This is a genomic window from Citrobacter sp. CtB7.12, assembly GCF_001297795.1.
GTDB lineage: Bacteria > Pseudomonadota > Gammaproteobacteria > Enterobacterales > Enterobacteriaceae > Citrobacter_A > Citrobacter_A amalonaticus.
In genome coordinates, this window is the sequence record NZ_LIFT01000020.1 from 42,631 (window position 1) to 65,173 (window position 22,543).

The 22,543-nt window shown below is 52.9% G+C and carries 19 protein-coding genes; 15 read left to right on the top strand and 4 right to left on the bottom strand.

The window, feature by feature from the left end:
• Nucleotides 1-18: 18 nt before the first annotated feature.
• The 3 genes from dgt (at nt 19) to cdaR (ending at nt 4,401) form a co-directional block, all read left to right on the top strand.
• Entirely contained in the window at nt 19-1,536 is a 1,518-nt protein-coding gene (dgt, locus tag AOY24_RS19200; protein ID WP_042997873.1) for a dGTPase, read from the top strand.
• Between the two features lie 129 nt (nt 1,537-1,665).
• Entirely contained in the window at nt 1,666-3,093 is a 1,428-nt protein-coding gene (gene degP / locus AOY24_RS19205; protein ID WP_044255385.1) for a serine endoprotease DegP, read from the top strand.
• 150 nt (nt 3,094-3,243) lie between these two features.
• Complete coding sequence (cdaR, locus tag AOY24_RS19210; RefSeq protein WP_044255383.1) at nt 3,244-4,401, top strand: DNA-binding transcriptional regulator CdaR; 1,158 nt, start codon at nt 3,244-3,246, stop codon at nt 4,399-4,401.
• A gap of 94 nt (nt 4,402-4,495) precedes the next feature.
• Here the strand turns inward: cdaR and AOY24_RS19215 are convergent, their stop codons facing one another.
• The 4 genes from AOY24_RS19215 to map all read right to left on the bottom strand — a co-directional run bounded on the left by AOY24_RS19215 (nt 4,496) and on the right by map (nt 9,422).
• Nucleotides 4,496-4,882 carry a DUF3461 family protein gene (locus tag AOY24_RS19215; protein ID WP_042997870.1) on the bottom strand — a complete coding sequence of 129 codons (387 nt, stop codon included), beginning with the start codon at nt 4,880-4,882 and terminating at the stop codon, nt 4,496-4,498.
• Nucleotides 4,883-4,991: 109 nt separating this feature from the next.
• Entirely contained in the window at nt 4,992-5,816 is an 825-nt protein-coding gene (gene dapD, locus AOY24_RS19220; RefSeq protein ID WP_042997869.1) for a 2,3,4,5-tetrahydropyridine-2,6-dicarboxylate N-succinyltransferase, read from the bottom strand.
• A 30-nt stretch (nt 5,817-5,846) separates the two neighbouring features.
• Nucleotides 5,847-8,519: a bifunctional uridylyltransferase/uridylyl-removing protein GlnD gene (gene glnD, locus AOY24_RS19225; protein WP_042997868.1), complete on the bottom strand. Its 2,673-nt coding sequence runs from the start codon at nt 8,517-8,519 to the stop codon at nt 5,847-5,849.
• Nucleotides 8,520-8,627: 108 nt separating this feature from the next.
• The gene (gene map / locus AOY24_RS19230) at nt 8,628-9,422 is read right to left on the bottom strand and encodes a type I methionyl aminopeptidase (RefSeq protein WP_042997867.1); all 795 of its coding nucleotides are present in this window, start codon (nt 9,420-9,422) and stop codon (nt 8,628-8,630) included.
• Nucleotides 9,423-9,744: 322 nt separating this feature from the next.
• Between map and rpsB the strand changes: the two genes are divergently transcribed.
• The 12 genes from rpsB (at nt 9,745) to fabZ (ending at nt 22,543) form a co-directional block, all read left to right on the top strand.
• Nucleotides 9,745-10,470, top strand: a complete 726-nt coding sequence (gene rpsB, locus AOY24_RS19235; RefSeq protein ID WP_012133990.1) for a 30S ribosomal protein S2 — start codon at nt 9,745-9,747, stop codon at nt 10,468-10,470.
• 259 nt (nt 10,471-10,729) lie between these two features.
• Complete coding sequence (gene tsf / locus AOY24_RS19240) at nt 10,730-11,581, top strand: translation elongation factor Ts (protein WP_042323696.1); 852 nt, start codon at nt 10,730-10,732, stop codon at nt 11,579-11,581.
• A gap of 152 nt (nt 11,582-11,733) precedes the next feature.
• Entirely contained in the window at nt 11,734-12,459 is a 726-nt protein-coding gene (gene pyrH, locus AOY24_RS19245) for a UMP kinase (RefSeq protein WP_042997866.1), read from the top strand.
• A gap of 272 nt (nt 12,460-12,731) precedes the next feature.
• Nucleotides 12,732-13,289: a ribosome recycling factor gene (gene frr / locus AOY24_RS19250; protein WP_042323692.1), complete on the top strand. Its 558-nt coding sequence runs from the start codon at nt 12,732-12,734 to the stop codon at nt 13,287-13,289.
• Nucleotides 13,290-13,380: 91 nt separating this feature from the next.
• The gene (ispC, locus tag AOY24_RS19255; RefSeq protein WP_054177180.1) at nt 13,381-14,577 is read left to right on the top strand and encodes a 1-deoxy-D-xylulose-5-phosphate reductoisomerase; all 1,197 of its coding nucleotides are present in this window, start codon (nt 13,381-13,383) and stop codon (nt 14,575-14,577) included.
• 313 nt (nt 14,578-14,890) lie between these two features.
• Entirely contained in the window at nt 14,891-15,649 is a 759-nt protein-coding gene (ispU, locus tag AOY24_RS19260) for a (2E,6E)-farnesyl-diphosphate-specific ditrans,polycis-undecaprenyl-diphosphate synthase (protein WP_042997864.1), read from the top strand.
• A 12-nt stretch (nt 15,650-15,661) separates the two neighbouring features.
• The gene (gene cdsA / locus AOY24_RS19265) at nt 15,662-16,519 is read left to right on the top strand and encodes a phosphatidate cytidylyltransferase (RefSeq protein WP_042997863.1); all 858 of its coding nucleotides are present in this window, start codon (nt 15,662-15,664) and stop codon (nt 16,517-16,519) included.
• An 11-nt stretch (nt 16,520-16,530) separates the two neighbouring features.
• Nucleotides 16,531-17,883 carry a sigma E protease regulator RseP gene (rseP, locus tag AOY24_RS19270; protein ID WP_044255374.1) on the top strand — a complete coding sequence of 451 codons (1,353 nt, stop codon included), beginning with the start codon at nt 16,531-16,533 and terminating at the stop codon, nt 17,881-17,883.
• A gap of 31 nt (nt 17,884-17,914) precedes the next feature.
• Nucleotides 17,915-20,344: an outer membrane protein assembly factor BamA gene (gene bamA, locus AOY24_RS19275; protein WP_044255371.1), complete on the top strand. Its 2,430-nt coding sequence runs from the start codon at nt 17,915-17,917 to the stop codon at nt 20,342-20,344.
• Nucleotides 20,345-20,469: 125 nt separating this feature from the next.
• Nucleotides 20,470-20,955: a molecular chaperone Skp gene (gene skp / locus AOY24_RS19280; protein ID WP_042323679.1), complete on the top strand. Its 486-nt coding sequence runs from the start codon at nt 20,470-20,472 to the stop codon at nt 20,953-20,955.
• 3 nt (nt 20,956-20,958) lie between these two features.
• The gene (lpxD, locus tag AOY24_RS19285; protein ID WP_042997860.1) at nt 20,959-21,984 is read left to right on the top strand and encodes a UDP-3-O-(3-hydroxymyristoyl)glucosamine N-acyltransferase; all 1,026 of its coding nucleotides are present in this window, start codon (nt 20,959-20,961) and stop codon (nt 21,982-21,984) included.
• A 103-nt stretch (nt 21,985-22,087) separates the two neighbouring features.
• A complete protein-coding gene (gene fabZ, locus AOY24_RS19290; RefSeq protein ID WP_003018528.1) occupies nt 22,088-22,543 on the top strand; it encodes a 3-hydroxyacyl-ACP dehydratase FabZ in 456 nt (151 codons plus the stop codon).

A 22,543-nucleotide genomic window follows, 5' to 3' on the forward strand; every position in this document is an offset into this window, starting at 1 on the left:
TCTCACGCGGGAGAGGACATGTCACAGATTGATTTCCGGAAAAAAATAAACTGGCACCGTCGTTTTCGTTCACCGCAAGGGGTCAAAACTGAGCATGAGATCCTGCGCATTTTTGAAAGCGACCGTGGACGCATTATTAACTCTCCGGCGATCCGTCGCCTGCAGCAGAAAACCCAGGTGTTTCCCCTTGAGCGTAATGCCGCCGTGCGTACGCGCCTTACCCATTCGATGGAAGTTCAGCAGGTGGGGCGTTATATCGCCAAAGAGATTTTAAGCCGCCTCAAAGAACAAAAACTGCTGGAACCATACGGCCTGGATGAGTTAACGGGACCGTTTGAGAGCATCGTCGAAATGTCCTGCCTGATGCATGACATTGGCAACCCGCCGTTTGGGCATTTTGGCGAGGCGGCGATCAACGACTGGTTTCGCCAGCGCTTACATCCGGCGGATGCGGAAAGCCAACCCTTAACCGAAGATCGTTGCATTGTGGCGACGTTGCGTCTGCGCGAAGGCGAGGAGTCGTTGAACGATATCCGCCGTAAAGTACGCCAGGACCTGTGTCATTTCGAAGGGAATGCTCAGGGGATTCGGCTGGTACATACCTTGATGCGAATGAACCTGACATGGGCCCAGGTCGGCGGGATCTTAAAATATACCCGTCCGGCATGGTGGCGGGGAGAAACGCCCGCGACGCACAACTATTTAATGAAAAAACCCGGCTATTACCTTTCTGAAGAACCGTATATTGCGAGGTTACGTAAAGAACTCGATCTGGCGGTTTACAGTCGCTTTCCGTTAACGTGGATAATGGAAGCCGCCGACGATATCTCTTATTGTGTCGCCGATCTGGAAGATGCGGTAGAGAAAAGAATCTTCAGCGTTGAGCAACTCTATCATCATTTATATGAGGCCTGGGGGGAGCATGAGAAAGGTTCGCTCTTTGCGCAGGTTGTCGAAAATGCCTGGGACAAATCACGGGCGAATTATCTGAGCCGCAGTACTGAAGATCAATTTTTCATGTATTTGCGGGTGAATACACTTAATAAACTGGTGCCCTACGCCGCGCAGCGTTTTATTGATAACCTGGAACAAATCTTTGACGGAAGGTTTAATCAGGCATTGCTGGAAGACGGCAGCAGCTTTAGTCGCCTGCTGAAAATCTATAAAAATGTTGCGATGAAACATGTGTTTAGCCATCCTGATGTGGAGCAACTCGAATTACAGGGCTATCGGGTGATCAGTGGCTTACTCGATATCTACCGTCCTTTATTAAGCCTGCCGCTTGCGGATTTCAGTGAGCTGGTGGAAAAAGAACGCCTGCAGCGCTTTCCTATCGAATCCCGCTTATTTCAGAAATTGTCAACGCGTCACCGACTGGCCTATGTGGAGGCCGTGGGTAAATTAACACCAGATTCGCCTGAGTATCCCGTGCTGGAATATTATTATCGTTGCCGGCTGATCCAGGATTATATCAGCGGCATGACAGACCTCTATGCATGGGATGAATACCGCCGCCTGATGGCGGTCGAACAATAGACTGAGTTTTGTAAAGACGGACAATAAATTTTTACCTTTTCCATAAACTTCTGTCCGGAACTTAGCGTTATAAAATGAATCTGACGTACACAGCAATTTTGCGTTATCTGTTAATTGAGATTGAGACACATGAAAAAAACCACATTAGCAATGAGTGCACTGGCTCTGAGTTTAGGTTTGGCGTTATCCCCGCTTTCTGCAACGGCGGCTGAAACTGCATCAGCGACGACCGCACAGCAGATGCCAAGTCTGGCACCGATGCTCGAAAAAGTGATGCCATCGGTGGTCAGCATTAACGTGGAAGGTAGCACAACCGTCAATACGCCGCGGATGCCGCGTAATTTCCAGCAGTTCTTTGGTGATGATTCCCCGTTCTGCCAGGACGGTTCCCCGTTCCAGAGTTCGCCTTTCTGCCAGGGCGGCCCACAGGGCGGTAATGGCGGCGGCCAGCAGCAGAAGTTTATGGCGCTGGGTTCCGGTGTCATCATTGATGCCGCGAAAGGCTATGTCGTCACCAACAACCACGTGGTGGATAACGCCACGGTGATTAAGGTTCAACTGAGCGATGGCCGTAAATTCGACGCTAAGATCGTCGGCAAAGACCCGCGCTCTGATATTGCGCTGATCCAGATTCAGGATCCGAAAAACCTGACGGCGATTAAGCTGGCTGACTCTGACACCCTGCGAGTGGGGGATTACACTGTCGCCATCGGTAACCCGTTTGGTCTCGGCGAGACGGTCACTTCCGGTATCGTCTCTGCGCTGGGCCGTAGCGGCCTGAATGCGCAGAACTATGAAAACTTCATTCAGACCGATGCGGCGATCAACCGCGGTAACTCCGGCGGCGCGTTGGTTAACCTGAACGGCGAGTTGATCGGTATTAACACGGCGATCCTCGCGCCGGACGGCGGCAACATCGGTATCGGATTTGCGATCCCGAGCAATATGGTGAAAAACCTGACCTCTCAGATGGTGGAATTCGGCCAGGTGAAACGCGGCGAACTGGGTATCATGGGTACCGAACTGAGCTCCGAACTGGCGAAAGCGATGAAAGTCGATGCACAGCGCGGTGCCTTTGTCAGCCAGGTCATGCCGAACTCGTCCGCTTCGAAGGCTGGAATTAAAGCCGGGGATGTGATCACTTCCCTGAACGGTAAGCCGATCAGCAGCTTTGCCGCACTGCGTGCGCAGGTTGGCACCATGCCGGTGGGCAGCAAAATTACCCTCGGCCTGCTGCGCGACGGTAAGCCGGTTACCGTGAATCTGGAACTGCAGCAGAGCAGCCAGACTCAGGTTGATTCCAGCTCCATCTTCAGCGGTATTGAAGGGGCTGAAATGAGTAACAAAGGTCAGGATAAAGGCGTCGTGGTGAACAACGTGAAAGCGAACACCCCGGCGGCGCAGATTGGCCTGAAGAAAGGGGATGTGATTGTCGGCGCTAACCAGCAGCCGGTGAAAAACATCGCCGAACTGCGTAAAATCCTCGACAGCAAACCGTCTGTCCTGGCGTTGAACATTCAGCGTGGCGACAGCAATATCTACCTGTTGATGCAGTAATCTCCCTAAAACCCCTTCCTGTCACAGGAAGGGGTTTCTTTTTGTGATATTTCCCACAACTCCATACTTCTTCCCTTTGCTTTGTGCATCTGCACAATGTCAGCGTTTGTTATCTTCTTTATGCTGGAGCTCTGCTCACAGGAGGGCTTTATGGCTGGCTGGCATCTTGATACCAAAATGGCGCAGGATATCGTGGCACGCACGATGCGCATTATTGATACCAATATCAACGTGATGGATGCCCGTGGACGGATCATCGGCAGCGGCGATCGCGAGCGAATTGGGGAATTGCACGAAGGCGCGCTGTTAGTCCTCTCTCAGGGCCGCGTGGTGGATATCGATGATGCCGTTGCGCGTCATCTGCATGGCGTTCGTCAGGGGATTAACCTGCCGCTGCGCCTGGAAGGCGAAATTGTGGGCGTGATTGGCCTGACCGGCGAACCGGAACATCTGCGCAAATATGGCGAACTGGTGTGCATGACGGCGGAGATGATGCTGGAGCAGTCGCGCCTGATGCATCTGCTGGCCCAGGACAGTCGCCTGCGTGAAGAGCTGGTGATGAACCTGATTCAGGCGGAAGAGAACACGCCAGCGTTGACCGAGTGGGCGCAACGTTTAGGTATCGACCTCAACCAGCCGCGCGTGGTGGCGGTGGTGGAAGTGGACAGCGGACAACTCGGCGTGGACAGCGCTATGGCGGAATTGCAGCAATTACAGAATGCACTGACCACCCCGGAGCGTAATAACCTGATTGCGATCGTTTCGCTGACCGAGATGGTGGTGTTAAAACCGGCGTTGAATTCGTTTGGCCGTTGGGATGCCGAAGATCACCGCAAGCGCGTTGAACAGCTGATTGCGCGCATGAAAGAGAACGGACAGTTGCGCTTTCGCGTTTCGCTGGGCAACTATTTTACCGGGCCTGGCAGTATCGCGCGTTCGTACCGTACTGCGCGCACGACGATGATGGTCGGCAAACAACGAATGCCGGAAAGCCGCAGCTACTTTTATCAGGACTTAATGCTGCCGGTACTGCTCGACAGTCTGCGCGGCGGCTGGCAGGCCAATGAGCTGGCGCGTCCGTTGGTGCGGCTGAAGGCGATGGACAATAACGGCCTGTTGCGCCGCACTCTGGCGGCGTGGTTTCGCCACAACGTGCAGCCGCTGGCGACCTCTAAGGCGCTGTTTATTCACCGGAATACGCTGGAATATCGACTGAATCGCATCTCGGAATTGACCGGGCTGGATTTGGGGAATTTCGACGATCGGCTGCTGCTGTACGTGGCGTTACAGCTGGATGAGCAGCATTGATTCATTGCCTGATGGGGCTACGCTTATCAGGCCTACGCGGATGTGCCTGTAGGCCTGATAAGGCATATGACGCCGCCATCCGGCAACAAACTGCTTATTTTCGCGTCAGCTTTTCCAGATCGGCTTCGATTTCGGTGATCTTATTCGCCACCACGCTTTCCAGATGGCGTAAATCATCAAGGATCTTACGTTTCAGATCCACTTCCGTGCGATCGCGCTGGCAGATCTGATCGAGTTCGTCGATCACATAGCGCAGGTTGGGACTGATCTCCTGTACCTCTTTGTATCCCTGACCCACTCCATCGGCAACCACGGTTTTGCGCTGGCGGGGGTATTTAAACTTCACGCTTTTGGCAAAGAACTCACCTTTATCCTTCTGGAAATAGATTTTCAGGATATCGTTATTGGCTTCTTGCCGCAGGCTGTAACGATCGATTTCTTCAGGATTAGTAATGCCCAGACTTTTCAGATTGTCATACATAGCGGTACCCTTAAGCTCACTATAACTATTGAATAATTAACGAAAAGCCCTGTTTCTGCCACTCGCAGATGTAAAAAAAGCGGGCTAAGCCCGCTTTTTCAAATCGCCGTTAGTCGATGGTACGCAATAACTCGTTGATGCCGACCTTGCCACGGGTTTTGGCGTCGACTTTTTTCACTATTACCGCACAGTACAGGCTGTACTTGCCATCTTTCGACGGCAGGTTGCCGGAAACGACAACGGAGCCTGCCGGAACGCGACCATAATGGACTTCACCGGTTTCACGGTCGTAAATGCGGGTGCTCTGACCAATATAAACGCCCATCGAAATCACCGAGCCTTCTTCGACAATCACGCCTTCTACGACTTCAGAACGCGCGCCGATAAAGCAGTTATCTTCGATGATGGTCGGGTTCGCCTGCAGCGGCTCCAGTACGCCACCGATGCCGACGCCGCCGGACAGGTGAACGTTCTTACCGATCTGCGCGCAGGAACCAACGGTTGCCCAGGTATCGACCATCGTGCCTTCATCAACGTAAGCGCCGATGTTGACATAGGACGGCATCAGCACGGTGTTACGGGCGATAAACGCACCCTGACGAACTGCCGCAGGCGGAACCACACGGAAGCCTTCTTTCTGGAAGCGTGCTTCGTCGTAGTCGGCGAATTTCATCGGCACTTTATCGAAGTAGCGGCTTTCCGCGCCATCGATCACCTGGTTATCGTTGATACGGAAAGAGAGCAGCACCGCTTTCTTCAACCACTGGTGAGTCACCCACTGACCGTCTACCTTTTCTGCCACGCGCAGCGCGCCGGAGTCCAGCAGGGAAATCACCTGATTCACCGCTTCACGGGTCACGGTATCCACATTGGCCGGAGTAATGTCGGCACGGCGCTCAAAAGCGGTCTCAATAACGTTCTGTAACTGCTGCATTGTTAAACTCTTTCCCTATAAATAAACACACTACCCTTTATCGTTTGGATTGAGGGCCTCTGTCAACCGTTGATGCACTTCCTGCTGCAGCGCATTATTAAGTGCACGCCGGTCTGCTGTAGCGATTATGAATAAATCTTCTACTCGCTCACCAATGGTTGTAATTCGGGCGCCATGAAGCGAAATTCCCAGATCGGCAAAAATTTGCCCGACCCGCGCCAGCAGCCCTGGCTGATCGAGCGCGATAAGCTCGAGGAACGATTTGCGGTCGGTGTGCGTGGGCAGGAATGTGACCTCGGTATCGACGGTAAAGTGGCGTAATTTTGCCGGCTGTCGGCGCGGCTGCGGCGGCTGCCAGCTGCGCTGGGTGATTGCCTGTTCCAGCCCAAAGCGGATGGCTTCATGCCTGTCTGACGACAGCGGGCTGCCGTCCGGTTCCAGTACGATAAAGGTATCCATCGCCATGCCATCGCGGGTGGTGAAAATCTGAGCATCGTGGACGCTGAGGTTACGCCGGTCCAGCTCGGCGCAGACGGCGGCAAACAGATACGGGCGATCCGGACTCCAGATGAAGATTTCCGTCCCGCCGCGCGTTGCCTGCGGGCTGAGCAGAATTAGCGGCTCGCTGAGATCGTGCTGCAACAGATGACGCGCATGCCAGGCCAGCTGGTTCGGGCTGTGGCGCACGAAGTAGTTGGCGCGACAGCGCGACCAGATATGGTGCAATGCTTCTTCATCAATGTTATCCATCCGCAGCAGCGCCAGCGCCTGCAACTGGTGATGGCGCACGCGTTCACGCATATCCGGCGTGTTTTGCATTCCCCGACGCAGCTGTTTTTCCGTGGCGAAGTACAGCTCGCGCAGCAAACTTTGCTTCCAGCTGTTCCATAGCGTTTCGTTAGTGGCGCATATATCCGCCACCGTCAGGCAAACCAGGAAGCGCAGGCGATGTTCCGTCTGTACTTCTTCGGCGAACTGCTTAATCACTTCGGGATCCTGAATATCCCGGCGCTGAGCGGTCACCGACATCAGCAGGTGCTGGCGAACCAGCCAGGCAATCAGCTGCGTTTCGCGCGAGTTCAGGCCGTGCAGTTCCGCAAACTTGAGCACGTCCTGTGCGCCCAGCACCGAGTGGTCGCCGCCGCGTCCTTTGGCAATATCATGGAACAGCGCGGCGATGAAAATTAGCTCAGGCTGGCGCAGACGCGGCCAGAGATCCACACACAATGGGTGGCGCTGACGGGTCTCTTCTTTGGCAAAACTTTCCAGCTTCAGCATCACGCGAATCGTGTGTTCGTCCACCGTGTAAGCATGGAACAGGTCAAACTGCATCTGCCCGACAATACGTGACCACTGCGGCATGTAGGCCCACAGCACGCTATGGCGGTGCATCGGCAGCAGACCGCGGCTGACCGCACCAGGGTGACGCAGCATACTGAGAAACAGCGATCGCGCCTCCGGGATGTAGCACAGCGGCTGATTCAGATGGCGGCGCGCATGGCGCAGATGGCGCAGGGTGGTGGAGTAGATCCCGGTGATCGCACTGTTGCGTACCATGGTGTAGAACATCCGCAGGATCGCTTCCGGTTCGCGGATGAACAGATCGTCCTGACGCAGATCGATCAGCGTGCCGCGCAGTTGAAAATCGTCATCAATAGGACGCGGCTTTTCGTCGGCGGACAGCGCGAGGATCGCTTCGTCAAACAGCTGCAGCAGCATCTGGTTGAGTTCCGTGACGCGGCGGGTGACGCGGAAGTAATCCTTCATCATCTGCTCAACCGGCTCGTTGCCTTCGCCACTGTAATTCAGGCGCTGAGCGACGCTCAACTGGCGATCGAACAGCAGGCGGTTATCGTAACGACTGACCACTAAATGCAGGGCAAAACGAATGCGCCACAGAATGTGCAGGCACTCGTTGAGCTCAGCGCGCTCTGCCTGAGTCAAAAAGCCGAAGCCGACCATTTCGTCGAGCGAGGTAGCGCCAAAATGGCGACGGGCGACCCACTGCAGCGTGTGGATATCGCGCAGACCGCCGGGGCTACTTTTGATATCCGGCTCGAGGTTATAGCTGGTGCCGTGATAGCGCTGGTGGCGCTGATGCTGCTCTTCCACTTTGGCGGCGTAGAACTTGTCGGAGGGCCAGAAACCTTCGCTGAAGATATGTTTTTGCAGCGCCAGAAAAAGGGCCACGTCGCCAATCAACAGACGGGTTTCAATCAGGTTGGTGGCGACGGTCAGGTCCGACAAGCCTTCCAGCAGGCATTCTTCCAGCGTACGTACGCTGTGCCCGACCTCCAGTTTGACGTCCCACAGCAATGTCAGCAGCTCGCCGACCTTTTGCGCTTGATCGTCCGGTAATTTTTTACGACTCAGGATGAGCAGGTCGATATCGGAAAGCGGGTGAAGCTCACCGCGTCCGTAGCCACCGACGGCGACCAGCGCCAGATCGGCAATCTGTCCAAAACCGGCGTCGATCCACAGACGTTGCAGCAACTGGTCGATAAACTCGGTCCGGGCTTCAATCAGCTGTTCGGCGGAAATCCCGCTGTCGAAGGCATCGCCCAGCCATTGCTGGAACGCGTCGATATGCGTTTTGATTCCGGCGACGGTGAGTTCGTCGCGAGACCAGGTCCCCGGGTTCTGCGGCTGACCGGGGAGGGTGGGGAGTGCGGTATTCGCGTGTTGTTCAGGAAGTGTATTCATTATGCGCCACCCATTAAAAAAGCCGGATATGGCGAAAGTGCCTTATCCGGCCTACGGAATAGTGCCATTTGTAGGCCTGATAAGCGAGAGCGCCATCAGGCAAAAAAGTTATGCGTCGTGCGTAATGACCGCCGGGATGGTGTCATCCTTACGTAACGTCAGAATTTCACAGCCGTTATCGGTCACCACAATAGTATGCTCGTATTGTGCAGACAAGCTCCGGTCTTTGGTTTTGACCGTCCAGCCGTCTTTCATTGTGCGGATACGGTAATCACCGGCGTTGAGCATCGGTTCGATGGTAAAGGTCATGCCCGGTTTCAGCACCACGCCGCCGTCATCCGCATCATAGTGCAGCACCTGCGGCTCTTCGTGGAAGCCACGACCAATGCCGTGTCCGCAGTATTCACGCACCACGGAGAAACCTTCTCCTTCCGCATATTTCTGGATCGCCGCACCGAGCGTACGCAGACGGATACCTGGTTTCACCATTCGCAGCGCCAGATACAGGCTTTCCTGGGTGACGCGGCACAGACGCTCGCCCAGTATGGTCGGTTTGCCAACGATAAACATTTTGGAGGTATCGCCGTGGTAATCGTCTTTAATGACGGTCACGTCGATGTTGACGATATCGCCATCTTTTAGATGTTTGGCATCATCCGGAATCCCGTGACATACCACTTCATTAATAGAGATGCAGACGGATTTCGGATAACCGTGATAGCCGAGACAGGCCGAGATCGCATGTTGCTCGTTAACGATGTAGTCGTTACAGATACGATCCAGTTCACCCGTGCTAACGCCCGGTTTGATATACGGTTCGATCATCTCCAGCACTTCCGCGGCCAGACGGCCCGCGACGCGCATTTTTTCGATTTCTTCAGGGGTCTTGATTGAGATAGCCATGAATTCTGTCCATCAGTGTCGATTATTTCGACAATAATTGTGTAAGTGCTGTCAATGGTATCAGTCCAGCATACATGCTGCCAAATTGAGAATCATTAACAGCACAGCAAGCCAACAATTATTGGTGTCCACGGCGTATTTGTGGTATAAAGCGCGCCGGACTTCCGATCTCATTTCGTATACACAGAATGGACGGAAGCGACAAATCTCACTTTGTGTAACAACACACACGTATCGGCACATATTCCGGGGTGCCCTTTGGGGTCGGTAATATGGGATACGTGGAGGCATAACCCCAACTTTATCTATAGAGGTTTTAATCATGGCAACTGTTTCCATGCGCGACATGCTCAAGGCTGGTGTTCACTTCGGTCACCAGACCCGTTACTGGAACCCGAAAATGAAGCCGTTCATCTTCGGTGCGCGTAACAAAGTTCACATCATCAACCTTGAGAAAACTGTACCGATGTTCAACGAAGCGCTGGCTGAACTGAACAAGATTGCTTCTCGTAAAGGTAAAATCCTTTTCGTTGGTACTAAACGCGCTGCAAGCGAAGCGGTGAAAGACGCTGCTAACAGCTGCGACCAGTTCTTCGTGAACCATCGCTGGCTGGGCGGTATGCTGACTAACTGGAAAACCGTTCGTCAGTCCATCAAACGTCTGAAAGACCTGGAAACTCAGTCTCAGGACGGTACTTTCGAAAAGCTGACCAAGAAAGAAGCGCTGATGCGTACTCGTGAGCTTGAGAAACTGGAAAACAGCCTGGGCGGTATCAAAGACATGGGCGGTCTGCCGGACGCTCTGTTCGTCATCGATGCTGACCACGAGCACATTGCTATCAAAGAAGCAAACAACCTGGGTATTCCGGTATTTGCTATCGTTGATACCAACTCTGATCCGGATGGTGTTGACTTCGTTATCCCGGGTAACGACGACGCAATCCGTGCTGTTAGCCTGTACCTGGGCGCTGTTGCTGCAACCGTTCGTGAAGGCCGTTCTCAGGATCTGGCTTCCCAGGCGGAAGAAAGCTTCGTAGAAGCTGAATAATAAGGCTTGATAACTTCCCTGAAATAGTGCGAGTTGCAGGAAGGCGGCAAGCTCGAGAATTCCCGGGAGCTTACATCAGTAAGTGACTGGGATGAGCGAGCGAAGAAAACGCTCCTGCGGTTCGGAATATGAAGGGGAAGAGCCCTTATAAACCAGGTAGTATCATGTTTGGTTAGGGGGCCTGTATATGGCCCCCTTTTTCACTTTTAAATCTGTGCGGTTTGACGCCGGGCAGATCAAATCTTCCGAGGATTTTAGAATGGCTGAAATTACCGCATCCCTGGTAAAAGAGCTGCGTGAGCGTACTGGCGCAGGCATGATGGATTGCAAAAAAGCACTGACTGAAGCTAATGGCGACATCGAGCTGGCAATCGAAAACATGCGTAAGTCCGGCGCTATCAAAGCGGCGAAAAAAGCAGGCAACGTTGCTGCTGACGGCGTGATCAAAACCAAAATCGACGGCAACATCGCTTTCATTCTGGAAGTTAACTGCCAGACTGACTTCGTTGCTAAAGATGGTGGTTTCCAGGCATTTGCTGACAAAGTGCTGGATGCCGCTGTTGCTGGCAAAATCACTGACGTTGAAGTGCTGAAAGCGCAGTTCGAAGAAGAGCGCGTTGCGCTGGTAGCGAAAATCGGTGAGAACATCAACATCCGCCGTATCGCTTCCCTGGAAGGTGACGTTCTGGGTAGCTACCAGCACGGTGCGCGCATCGGTGTTCTGGTTGCCGCTAAAGGCGCAGACGAAGAGCTGGTTAAGCAGCTGGCAATGCACGTTGCTGCAAGCAAGCCTGAATTTGTTAAGCCGGAAGACGTGTCTGCTGAAGTGGTAGAAAAAGAATACCAGGTTCAGCTGGACATCGCGATGCAGTCTGGTAAGCCGAAAGAAATCGCAGAGAAAATGGTTGAAGGCCGCATGAAGAAATTCACCGGCGAAGTTTCTCTGACGGGTCAGCCTTTCGTTATGGAGCCAAGCAAGTCTGTTGGTCAGCTGCTGAAAGAGCACAACGCTGACGTTACTGGCTTCATCCGCTTCGAAGTGGGCGAAGGCATCGAGAAAGTTGAGACTGACTTTGCAGCAGAAGTTGCTGCGATGTCCAAGCAGTCTTAATTGTCGAAAAGGAGCCGCCTGAGGGCGGCTTCTTTTTGTCACCCGTCTCGCAAAATCAGTATGGCTCTTATTTCGTTGTACTGAGTAGCGACATATCATTGTCGCCAGAATTTACCCCCATTTTTAATCGTTGACAGTCTCAGGAAAGAAACATGGCTACCAATGCAAAACCCGTCTATAAACGCATTCTGCTTAAGTTAAGTGGCGAAGCTCTGCAGGGTTCGGAAGGCTTCGGTATTGACGCAAGCATACTGGATCGTATGGCTCAGGAAATCAAAGAACTGGTTGAACTGGGTATTCAGGTTGGTGTGGTGATTGGTGGCGGTAACTTGTTCCGTGGTGCTGGTCTGGCGAAAGCGGGTATGAACCGAGTTGTGGGCGACCACATGGGCATGCTGGCCACCGTGATGAACGGCCTGGCAATGCGCGATGCGCTTCACCGCGCCTATGTGAACGCCCGCCTGATGTCCGCTATCCCACTGAATGGCGTATGCGACAACTACAGCTGGGCAGAGGCTATCAGCCTGCTGCGTAATAACCGCGTGGTTATCCTCTCTGCGGGTACCGGTAATCCTTTCTTCACCACTGACTCTGCGGCGTGCCTGCGTGGCATTGAAATCGAAGCCGACGTGGTGCTGAAAGCGACGAAAGTCGATGGCGTCTTTACTGCCGATCCGGCGAAAGATCCTGCTGCTACGATGTACGAGCAGTTGACCTACAATGAAGTTCTGGATAAAGAACTGAAAGTGATGGATCTGGCGGCGTTTACGCTGGCGCGTGACCACAAATTGCCGATTCGTGTCTTTAACATGAACAAACCTGGCGCACTGCGTCGCGTCGTCATGGGTGAAAAAGAAGGCACATTAATTACGGAATAATTCCCGTATTGGCCAATTACGGGTAAGATTTGCCTTTACCCGGCGGGACTTTTATATCCTGTGTCATAAATTAAACGAGACTATACTGAGCACATTCTGAATACACAAAGTCATTCATGCTGCGTCAAGGCGACAAGAGCGTGAATCTCCAGGAGCGTACCTGAGTACGTGACTGGAGTGAACGCTTGCAGTCAACGCAGAGGCAGCTTGAAGGATGAAGTGTATTGTGTGCTGTCTGGTCTGACTGAGACTAGTATCCAAGGATTCGTAACGTGATTAGCGATATCAGAAAAGATGCTGAAGTACGCATGGAAAAATGCGTAGAAGCGTTCAAAAACCAAATCAGCAAAATACGCACGGGTCGTGCTTCTCCCAGCCTGCTGGATGGCATTGTCGTGGAATATTACGGCACGCCAACGCCGTTGCGTCAGCTGGCAAGCGTAACGGTAGAAGATTCCCGTACCCTGAAAATCAACGTGTTTGATCGCTCCATGAGCCCGGCCGTTGAGAAAGCGATTATGGCTTCTGACCTCGGTCTGAACCCGAGCTCCGCAGGCAGCGATATTCGCGTTCCGCTGCCTCCGCTGACGGAAGAGCGTCGCAAAGATCTGACGAAAATCGTTCGTGGTGAAGCTGAACAGGCGCGTGTTGCCGTACGTAACGTCCGCCGTGACGCGAACGACAAAGTGAAAGCACTGCTGAAAGACAAAGAGATCAGCGAAGATGACGATCGCCGTTCTCAGGACGACGTACAGAAAATGACGGATGCCGCCATCAAGAAAGTGGATGCGGCGCTGGCAGATAAAGAAGCAGAACTGATGCAGTTCTGATTCCGCTGTACGCTCAAAACGCCGCTCAGAAGATCATACGATCGGCTGGCGGCGTTTTGCTTTTTATCCTGTCTCTTTTTTCGGATGTTTGATGAAGCAATTAACCATTCTGGGTTCGACCGGCTCTATCGGTTGCAGCACGCTGGACGTGGTGCGTCAAAACCCTGAGCACTTTCGCGTTATCGCGCTGGTGGCAGGTAAAAATGTCAGCAGTATGGTGGAGCAGTGCCTGGAATTCTCCCCGCGTTATGCCGTGATGGACGATGACGCCAGCGCGCGCCTTCTCAATGACGCGCTGAAGCAGCATGGTAGCCATACGGAAGTTCTCAGGGGGCAACAGGCGGCTTGTGATATGGCGGCGCTTGATGAGGTCGATCAGGTCATGGCGGCCATCGTTGGCGCGGCGGGCCTGCTGCCAACGCTTGCCGCCATTCGCGCGGGAAAAACCATTCTGCTGGCAAACAAAGAATCTTTGGTGACCTGTGGACGCCTGTTCATGGACGCCGTGAAGCACAGTAAAGCCCGACTTTTACCGGTAGACAGCGAACATAACGCTATTTTTCAGAGTATGCCCCAACCCATTCAACACAATCTGGGATACGCTGACCTGGAGCAGAATGGCGTGATGTCCGTTTTGCTTACCGGGTCTGGTGGCCCGTTCCGGGAAACGCCGCTGCATGAACTGGTGTCGATGACGCCCGATCAGGCATGCCGTCATCCGAACTGGTCGATGGGACGTAAGATCTCCGTCGACTCAGCCACTATGATGAATAAAGGTCTGGAATACATTGAAGCGCGTTGGTTGTTTAACGCCAGTGCCCGTCAGATGGAAGTGCTGATTCACCCGCAGTCGGTGATTCACTCGATGGTGCGTTATCAGGACGGCAGCGTTCTGGCGCAACTGGGTGAGCCAGACATGCGCACGCCTATCGCACATACGATGGCCTGGCCGAATCGCGTAACCTCTGGCGTTGCACCGCTCGATTTCTGCAAACTCAGTGCGTTGACGTTTAGCGCGCCGGATTACCAACGTTACCCGTGCCTGAAACTGGCGATGGAGGCGTTTGAGCAGGGGCAGGCCGCTACAACCGCGCTGAATGCAGCCAATGAAATTGTCGTTGCTGCATTTCTTGCTGAAGAAATACGCTTTACCGATATCGCCGATCTCAATTTAGCCGTGCTGGAGCAGATGGATCTACAAGAACCGCAGAGCGTCGATGACGTACTTAAGGTCGATGCGATTGCGCGAGAAGTCGCCAGAAAACAAGTGATGCGACTCGCAAGCTGAGGATTATCCTCCCGGAGGAGATCGTGCTATTTGTTAGCGTTGTGCTTCAGTGATATAGTCTGCGCCACCTGATCGCAGGTATTTGGCTTTTTTCGGTCAGGTAAGCCGTGGTTTGACACGGCTTTTTTGTGGATGCACAAAATCATTCAGGTTGCATCAAGGTGGCAAGTGAATGAGTTTCCAGGCGCATACAAAGAGTATGTGACTGAGGCGAATGATCACAGCCAACGAAGAGGCAGCCTGAAGGATGAAGAGCAAAAGGCTTCAGTATTCCTGAGTACCGCTAAATCCTTTCAGGGACTATAAACGCGTTATGTTGTCTGCAACTCAACCAGTAAGCGAAAATTTGCCTGCACATGGCTGTCGCCATGTCGCGATCATTATGGATGGCAATGGTCGCTGGGCGAAAAAGCAAGGGAAGATTCGCGCATTTGGGCATAAGGCCGGAGCGAAATCCGTCCGCCGTGCCGTCTCTTTTGCTGCCAACAATGGTATTGATGCGTTAACGCTGTATGCCTTTAGTAGTGAAAACTGGAACCGACCGGCGCAGGAAGTGAGTGCGTTAATGGAGCTATTTGTGTGGGCGCTTGATAGTGAAGTGAAAAGCCTGCATCGCCATAACGTCCGCCTGCGCATTATTGGCGACACCAGTCGATTTAACTCGCGTTTGCAAGAACGTATTCGTAAGTCTGAAGCGCTTACCGCCCAGAATACCGGGCTGACGCTGAATATTGCGGCGAATTACGGCGGACGTTGGGACATTGTCCAGGGAGTCAGACAACTGGCAGAACAGGTGCAGGAAGGTTTACTGCGTCCTGATCAGATTGATGAAGACATGCTCAACCAACAAATCTGTATGCATGAGCTGGCTCCGGTGGATTTAGTAATTAGGACTGGGGGAGAGCATCGAATAAGTAACTTTTTGCTTTGGCAAATTGCCTATGCCGAACTTTACTTTACAGATGTTCTTTGGCCCGATTTCGATGAACAAGACTTTGAAGGTGCACTGCATGCCTTTGCTAATCGAGAGCGTCGTTTCGGCGGCACCGAGCCCGGTGATGACAAAGCCTGATGGGGGTCGCTTTTGCTGAAGTATCGCCTAATTTCTGCTTTCGTTTTAATACCCGTGGTCATCGCGGCGCTGTTTCTGCTGCCGCCGGTGGGGTTCGCCATTGTGACGTTGGTTGTTTGTATGCTGGCCGCGTGGGAATGGGGACAGTTAAGCGGTTTTGCCACGCGCACGCAACGCGTCTGGCTGGCGGTGCTGTGTGGGCTATTGCTCGCACTGATGCTGTTTCTGTTGCCGGAATATCATCATAATATTCATCAGCCGATGGTCGAAGCCTCGTTGTGGGCATCGCTGGGCTGGTGGGTTGTTGCGTTAGTGCTGGTGTTTTTTTACCCCGACTCGGCGACGATCTGGCGTAATTCGAAGACATTACGCATAATTTTTGGCGTGCTCACGATCGTTCCCTTCTTCTGGGGAATGCTGGCGCTGCGTGCATGGCACTATGACGAGAATCATTACAGTGGCGCAATATGGCTGCTCTATGTCATGATCCTGGTCTGGGGGGCGGACTCCGGGGCGTATATGTTTGGCAAACTGTTTGGCAAACATAAACTGGCGCCGAAAGTGTCGCCGGGGAAAACCTGGCAGGGCTTTTTTGGTGGCCTTGCCACAGCGGCTGTGATCTCCTGGGGTTACGGCATGTGGGCGAATCTGGATGTTGCGCCTGTCACCTTATTAATCTGTTCTATTGTCGCTGCGCTGGCCTCCGTGCTGGGCGATCTGACTGAGAGCATGTTTAAGCGTGAAGCAGGAATTAAAGACAGCGGTCATTTGATTCCAGGACACGGTGGTATTCTGGACCGTATTGACAGCCTGACGGCGGCAGTACCGGTCTTTGCTTGCCTGTTGTTACTGGTATTCAAGACGCTTTAACGGAAGGTTTTATGCTGAGTATTCTCTGGAATCTGGCTGCATTCATTGTCGCACTGGGTGTGCTGATCACCGTGCATGAATTTGGTCATTTCTGGGTTGCCCGGCGCTGCGGTGTCCGTGTCGAGCGCTTTTCCATTGGATTTGGTAAAGCGCTCTGGCGCCGTACCGATCGGTCTGGGACCGAATATGTCATCGCCCTGATCCCGCTGGGCGGTTATGTCAAAATGCTGGATGAGCGCGCGGAACCGGTGATTCCGGAGCTGCGCCACCACGCTTTCAACAACAAAACCGTCGGCCAGCGCGCCGCGATCATTGCCGCCGGTCCGGTTGCCAATTTCCTTTTTGCCATCTTCGCTTACTGGCTGGTGTTTATCATCGGCGTCCCCGGTGTTCGTCCGGTTGTTGGTGAAATTACGCCCAACTCGATTGCCGCTCAGGCGCAAATTATTCCTGGCACGGAACTTAAAGCCGTTGATGGTATCGAAACCCCTGATTGGGACGCAGTGCGTTTACAGTTGGTCGCAAAAATTGGCGACGAACAGACGACAATCAGCGTGGCGCCTTTCGGCAGCAACCAGCGACAGGAAAAAACGCTGGATTTGCGGCAGTGGGCATTTGAGCCTGATAAGGAAGATCCTGTATCTTCTTTAGGGATTCGACCGCGCGGACCACAGATTGAACCGGTGCTGTCAGAAGTCCAGGCTCAGTCCGCCGCAAGTAAGGCGGGTTTGCAAGCTGGCGACAGGATCGTTAAAGTCGATGGTCAACCGCTAACGCAGTGGATGACGTTCGTGAACCTGGTGCGCGATAATCCGGGTCAGCCGTTAGCGCTGGAAATTGAAAGGCAGGGCAGTGCCTTGTCTTTGACATTAATTCCGGATTCGAAACCGGGTAATGGGAAGGCAGAAGGGTTTGCCGGTGTTGTGCCGAAAATCATTCCTCTGCCGGATGAGTACAAGACAGTACGCCAGTATGGGCCATTCAGCGCCATTGCACAGGCCACGGATAAAACGTGGCAGTTGATGAAGCTGACGGTCAGTATGCTGGGAAAATTGATAACCGGTGATGTGAAACTGAACAACCTCAGTGGGCCGATTTCTATCGCTCAGGGGGCTGGGATGTCAGCGGAGTTCGGGGTGATTTATTATCTGATGTTCCTTGCGCTGATTAGCGTGAACTTAGGGATAATCAACCTGTTTCCGTTGCCCGTTCTTGACGGGGGGCATCTGCTGTTCCTGGCGATTGAAAAGCTTAAGGGCGGACCGGTATCCGAGCGGGTTCAAGACTTTAGTTATCGCATTGGCTCGATATTGCTGGTGCTGTTAATGGGGCTTGCACTTTTCAATGATTTCTCTCGGTTGTAAGAGAGTTAGTTAGGAAGAACGCATAATAACGATGGCGATGAAAAAGTTGCTCATAGCGTCGCTGCTGTTTAGCAGCGCGACCGTATACGGTGCTGAAGGGTTCGTAGTGAAGGACATTCATTTCGAAGGCCTGCAGCGTGTCGCCGTTGGTGCGGCCCTCCTCAGTATGCCGGTGCGCACAGGCGACACGGTTAATGATGAAGATATCAGTAATACCATTCGCGCACTGTTTGCCACTGGCAACTTTGAGGATGTTCGTGTCCTTCGCGATGGCGATACGCTTCTGGTTCAGGTAAAAGAACGTCCGACTATTGCCAGCATCACCTTCTCCGGTAACAAATCGGTGAAAGATGACATGCTGAAGCAAAACCTCGAGGCTTCTGGCGTGCGTGTTGGCGAATCTTTGGATCGCACCACCATTGCCGATATCGAGAAAGGTCTGGAAGACTTCTACTACAGCGTCGGTAAATACAGCGCCAGCGTGAAAGCCGTTGTCACGCCACTGCCGCGCAACCGTGTTGACCTTAAACTGGTGTTCCAGGAAGGGGTATCGGCGAAGATCCAGCAGATCAATATCGTCGGTAATCATGCCTTCAGCACGGATGAACTGATCTCTCACTTCCAGTTGCGTGATGAAGTTCCGTGGTGGAACGTTGTTGGCGATCGCAAATACCAGAAGCAGAAACTGGCGGGTGACCTTGAAACCCTGCGCAGTTACTACCTGGATCGCGGTTACGCGCGTTTCAACATCGACTCAACGCAGGTCAGCCTGACCCCGGATAAGAAAGGGATCTACATTACCGTGAACATCACGGAAGGCGAGCAGTATAAGCTTTCTGGCGTTCAGGTAACGGGGAACCTGGCGGGGCACTCTGCGGAGATCGAAAGCCTGACCAAAATTGAGCCGGGCGAACTCTATAACGGCACCAAAGTGACCAAAATGGAAGATGATATTAAGAAGCTTCTGGGTCGCTATGGTTACGCCTATCCGCGTGTTCAGTCACAGCCGGAAATCAACGATACTGACAAAACCGTTATGCTGCGCGTAAACGTTGATGCGGGTAACCGTTTCTACGTGCGTAAGATCCGTTTTGAAGGTAACGACACGTCCAAAGATGCCGTCCTGCGTCGCGAAATGCGCCAGATGGAAGGGGCATGGCTGGGCAGTGATATGGTTGATCAGGGTAAAGAGCGTCTGAACCGTCTGGGTTACTTTGAAACGGTCGACACCGACACGCAGCGTGTTCCGGGCAGCCCGGACCAGGTAGACGTGGTCTATAAGGTGAAAGAGCGTAACACCGGTAGCTTTAACTTTGGTGTCGGTTACGGTACGGAAAGCGGCGTAAGCTTCCAGGCCGGTGTTCAGCAGGATAACTGGCTGGGCACGGGTTACGCGGTAGGGATTAACGGTACCAAGAACGATTACCAGACCTACAGCGAACTGTCCGTCACCAACCCGTACTTCACTGTTGATGGCGTGAGTCTGGGTGGGCGCATCTTCTATAACGACTTTGATGCGAACGATGCGGATCTGTCTGACTATACCAACAAAAGTTATGGTACAGACGTCACGCTGGGCTTCCCGGTCAACGAATACAACACCCTGCGTGCGGGTTTAGGGTATGTGCATAACTCCCTGTCTAATATGCAGCCGCAGGTCGCGATGTGGCGTTATTTGAACTCCGTGGGTGAATACCCGAGTGAATCGAATGACCGCAACTCCTTTAGCGCCAACGACTTCACCTTCAACTATGGCTGGACTTATAACAAGCTTGACCGTGGCTTCTTCCCGACGGAAGGGACGCGTATCAACCTGAACGGTAAGGTGACGATCCCTGGCTCTGATAACGAGTTCTACAAAGCGACACTGGATACCGCAACCTACGTACCGATCGACGACGATCATAAGTGGGTGGTCCTCGGTCGTACCCGTTGGGGTTATGGGGATGGAATCGGCGGTAAAGAGATGCCGTTCTATGAGAACTTCTATGCCGGTGGCTCCAGCACCGTGCGTGGCTTCCAGTCCAATACCATTGGTCCGAAAGCCGTTTATTATCCATCCAGCAGTCGTCATGATGGCGATAGCGACTACGATAACGAATGTGAAAGCACGCAATCGGCGCCGTGTAAATCGGATGATGCAGTGGGCGGTAACGCCATGGCTGTCGCCAGCCTGGAGTTCATTACCCCAACGCCGTTCATCAGTGATAAATACGCCAACTCGGTACGTACTTCGTTCTTCTGGGATATGGGTACCGTCTGGGATACTAACTGGGATTCAAGTGCATATTCCGGTTATCCAGACTACAGTGATCCAAGCAATATCCGTATGTCTGCTGGTATCGCATTACAATGGATGTCCCCATTGGGGCCGTTGGTCTTCTCCTACGCCCAGCCGTTTAAGGATTACGATGGAGACAAAAAAGAGCAGTTCCAGTTTAACATTGGTAAAACATGGTAATTGTTCTTCGCAAAGGAATGTAATGGTAGTGTAGCGATGACTTAAGGCGATCATCTTGCATGGGATCGCCTGGCCACGCAAAGAACTGCACCTTCGGGTGCAAATGGGATGGTAAGGAGTTTATTGTGAAAAAGTGGTTATTAGCGGCAGGTCTCGGTTTAGCAATGGTTACGTCTGCACAGGCTGCTGACAAAATTGCTATCGTCAACATGGGTAGCCTGTTCCAGCAGGTTGCACAGAAGACCGGTGTTTCCAACACGTTGGAAAATGAGTTTAAAGGCCGCGCGAGCGAACTGCAGCGTATGGAATCCGATCTGCAATCTAAAATGCAGCGTCTGCAGTCCATGAAAGCGGGCAGCGATCGTACTAAGCTGGAAAAAGACGTGATGGCTCAGCGCCAGACCTTCTCTCAGAAAGCGCAGGCTTTTGAGCAGGATCGTGCACGTCGTTCCAACGAAGAACGTGGCAAACTGGTTACCCGTATCCAGACTGCAGTGAAATCTGTTGCCAGCAGCCAGAGCATCGATCTGGTCGTTGACGCAAACACCGTTGCTTACAACAGCAGCGATGTAAAAGACATCACCGCTGACGTACTGAAACAGGTTAAATAAGTAATGCCTTCAATTCGACTGGCTGATTTAGCAGAACAGTTGGATGCAGAATTACACGGTGATGGCGATATCGTCATCACCGGCGTTGCGTCCATGCAATCTGCGCAAACGGGTCACATCACCTTCATGGTGAATCCAAAATACCGTGAGCACCTGGCCTTATGCCAGGCGTCTGCCGTTGTCATGACGCAGGACGATCTTCCTTTTGCTAAGAGTGCTGCGTTGGTAGTGAAAAATCCTTACCTGACGTACGCGCGAATGGCGCAAATTTTAGATACCACGCCGCAGCCGGCACAGAACATTGCACCGAGTGCAGTAGTTGATGCGACGGCAACGCTGGGTAGCAATGTTTCAATTGGCGCAAATGCGGTGATTGAGTCTGGCGTGGAGCTTGGCGATAACGTGGTTATCGGCCCGGGCTGCTTCGTCGGGAAAAATACGAAAATTGGGGCCGGTTCGCGTCTGTGGGCGAATGTATCGGTTTACCACGACATTCAGATCGGTGAGAATTGCCTGATCCAGTCCAGTACGGTCATCGGTGCTGACGGTTTTGGCTATGCCAACGATCGCGGCAACTGGGTGAAGATCCCGCAGTTAGGTCGCGTTATTATTGGCGATCGTGTGGAGATCGGCGCCTGTACCACCATCGACCGTGGCGCGCTGGATGATACTGTGATCGGCAATGGGGTTATCATTGATAACCAGTGTCAGATTGCACATAACGTTGTGATTGGCGACAATACGGCGGTTGCCGGTGGCGTCATTATGGCGGGCAGCCTGAAGATTGGCCGTTATTGCATGATCGGCGGTGCCAGCGTAATCAACGGGCATATGGAAATATGCGACAAGGTTACCGTGACGGGCATGGGGATGGTGATGCGTCCCATCACTGAACCAGGCGTCTATTCCTCAGGCATTCCGCTGCAACCTAACAAAGTATGGCGTAAGACAGCCGCACTGGTGATGAACATTGATGATATGAGCAAGCGCCTCAAAGCCATTGAGCGCAAGGTTAATCAACAAGACTAAACTCTCACCCGGTCACACATACTTTACGGCCTGTCGGCATTCATACGATTGCGGCAGGCCGTGTTATTATTGGCTTTTAGCATATTTGGACAGGAAGAGTATTTTGACTACTAACACTCATACTCTGCATATTGAAGAGATTTTAGAACTTCTGCCGCACCGTTTTCCGTTTTTACTGGTTGATCGCGTGCTGGACTTTGAAGAAGGTCGTTTTCTGCGCGCAGTGAAAAATGTCTCCGTTAACGAGCCGTTTTTCCAGGGGCATTTCCCGGGTAAACCGATTTTCCCTGGCGTGCTGATTCTGGAAGCCATGGCACAGGCTACCGGTATTCTGGCGTTTAAAAGCGTTGGTAAACTGGAGCCGGGAGAACTCTATTATTTCGCCGGTATCGATGAAGCGCGCTTTAAGCGTCCTGTCGTGCCAGGCGATCAGATGATCATGGAAGTCACTTTCGAGAAAACGCGCCGTGGCCTGACCCGCTTCAAAGGGGTTGCTCTGGTCGACGGTAAAGTAGTTTGCGAAGCAACGATGATGTGCGCTCGTAGCCGGGAGGCCTGA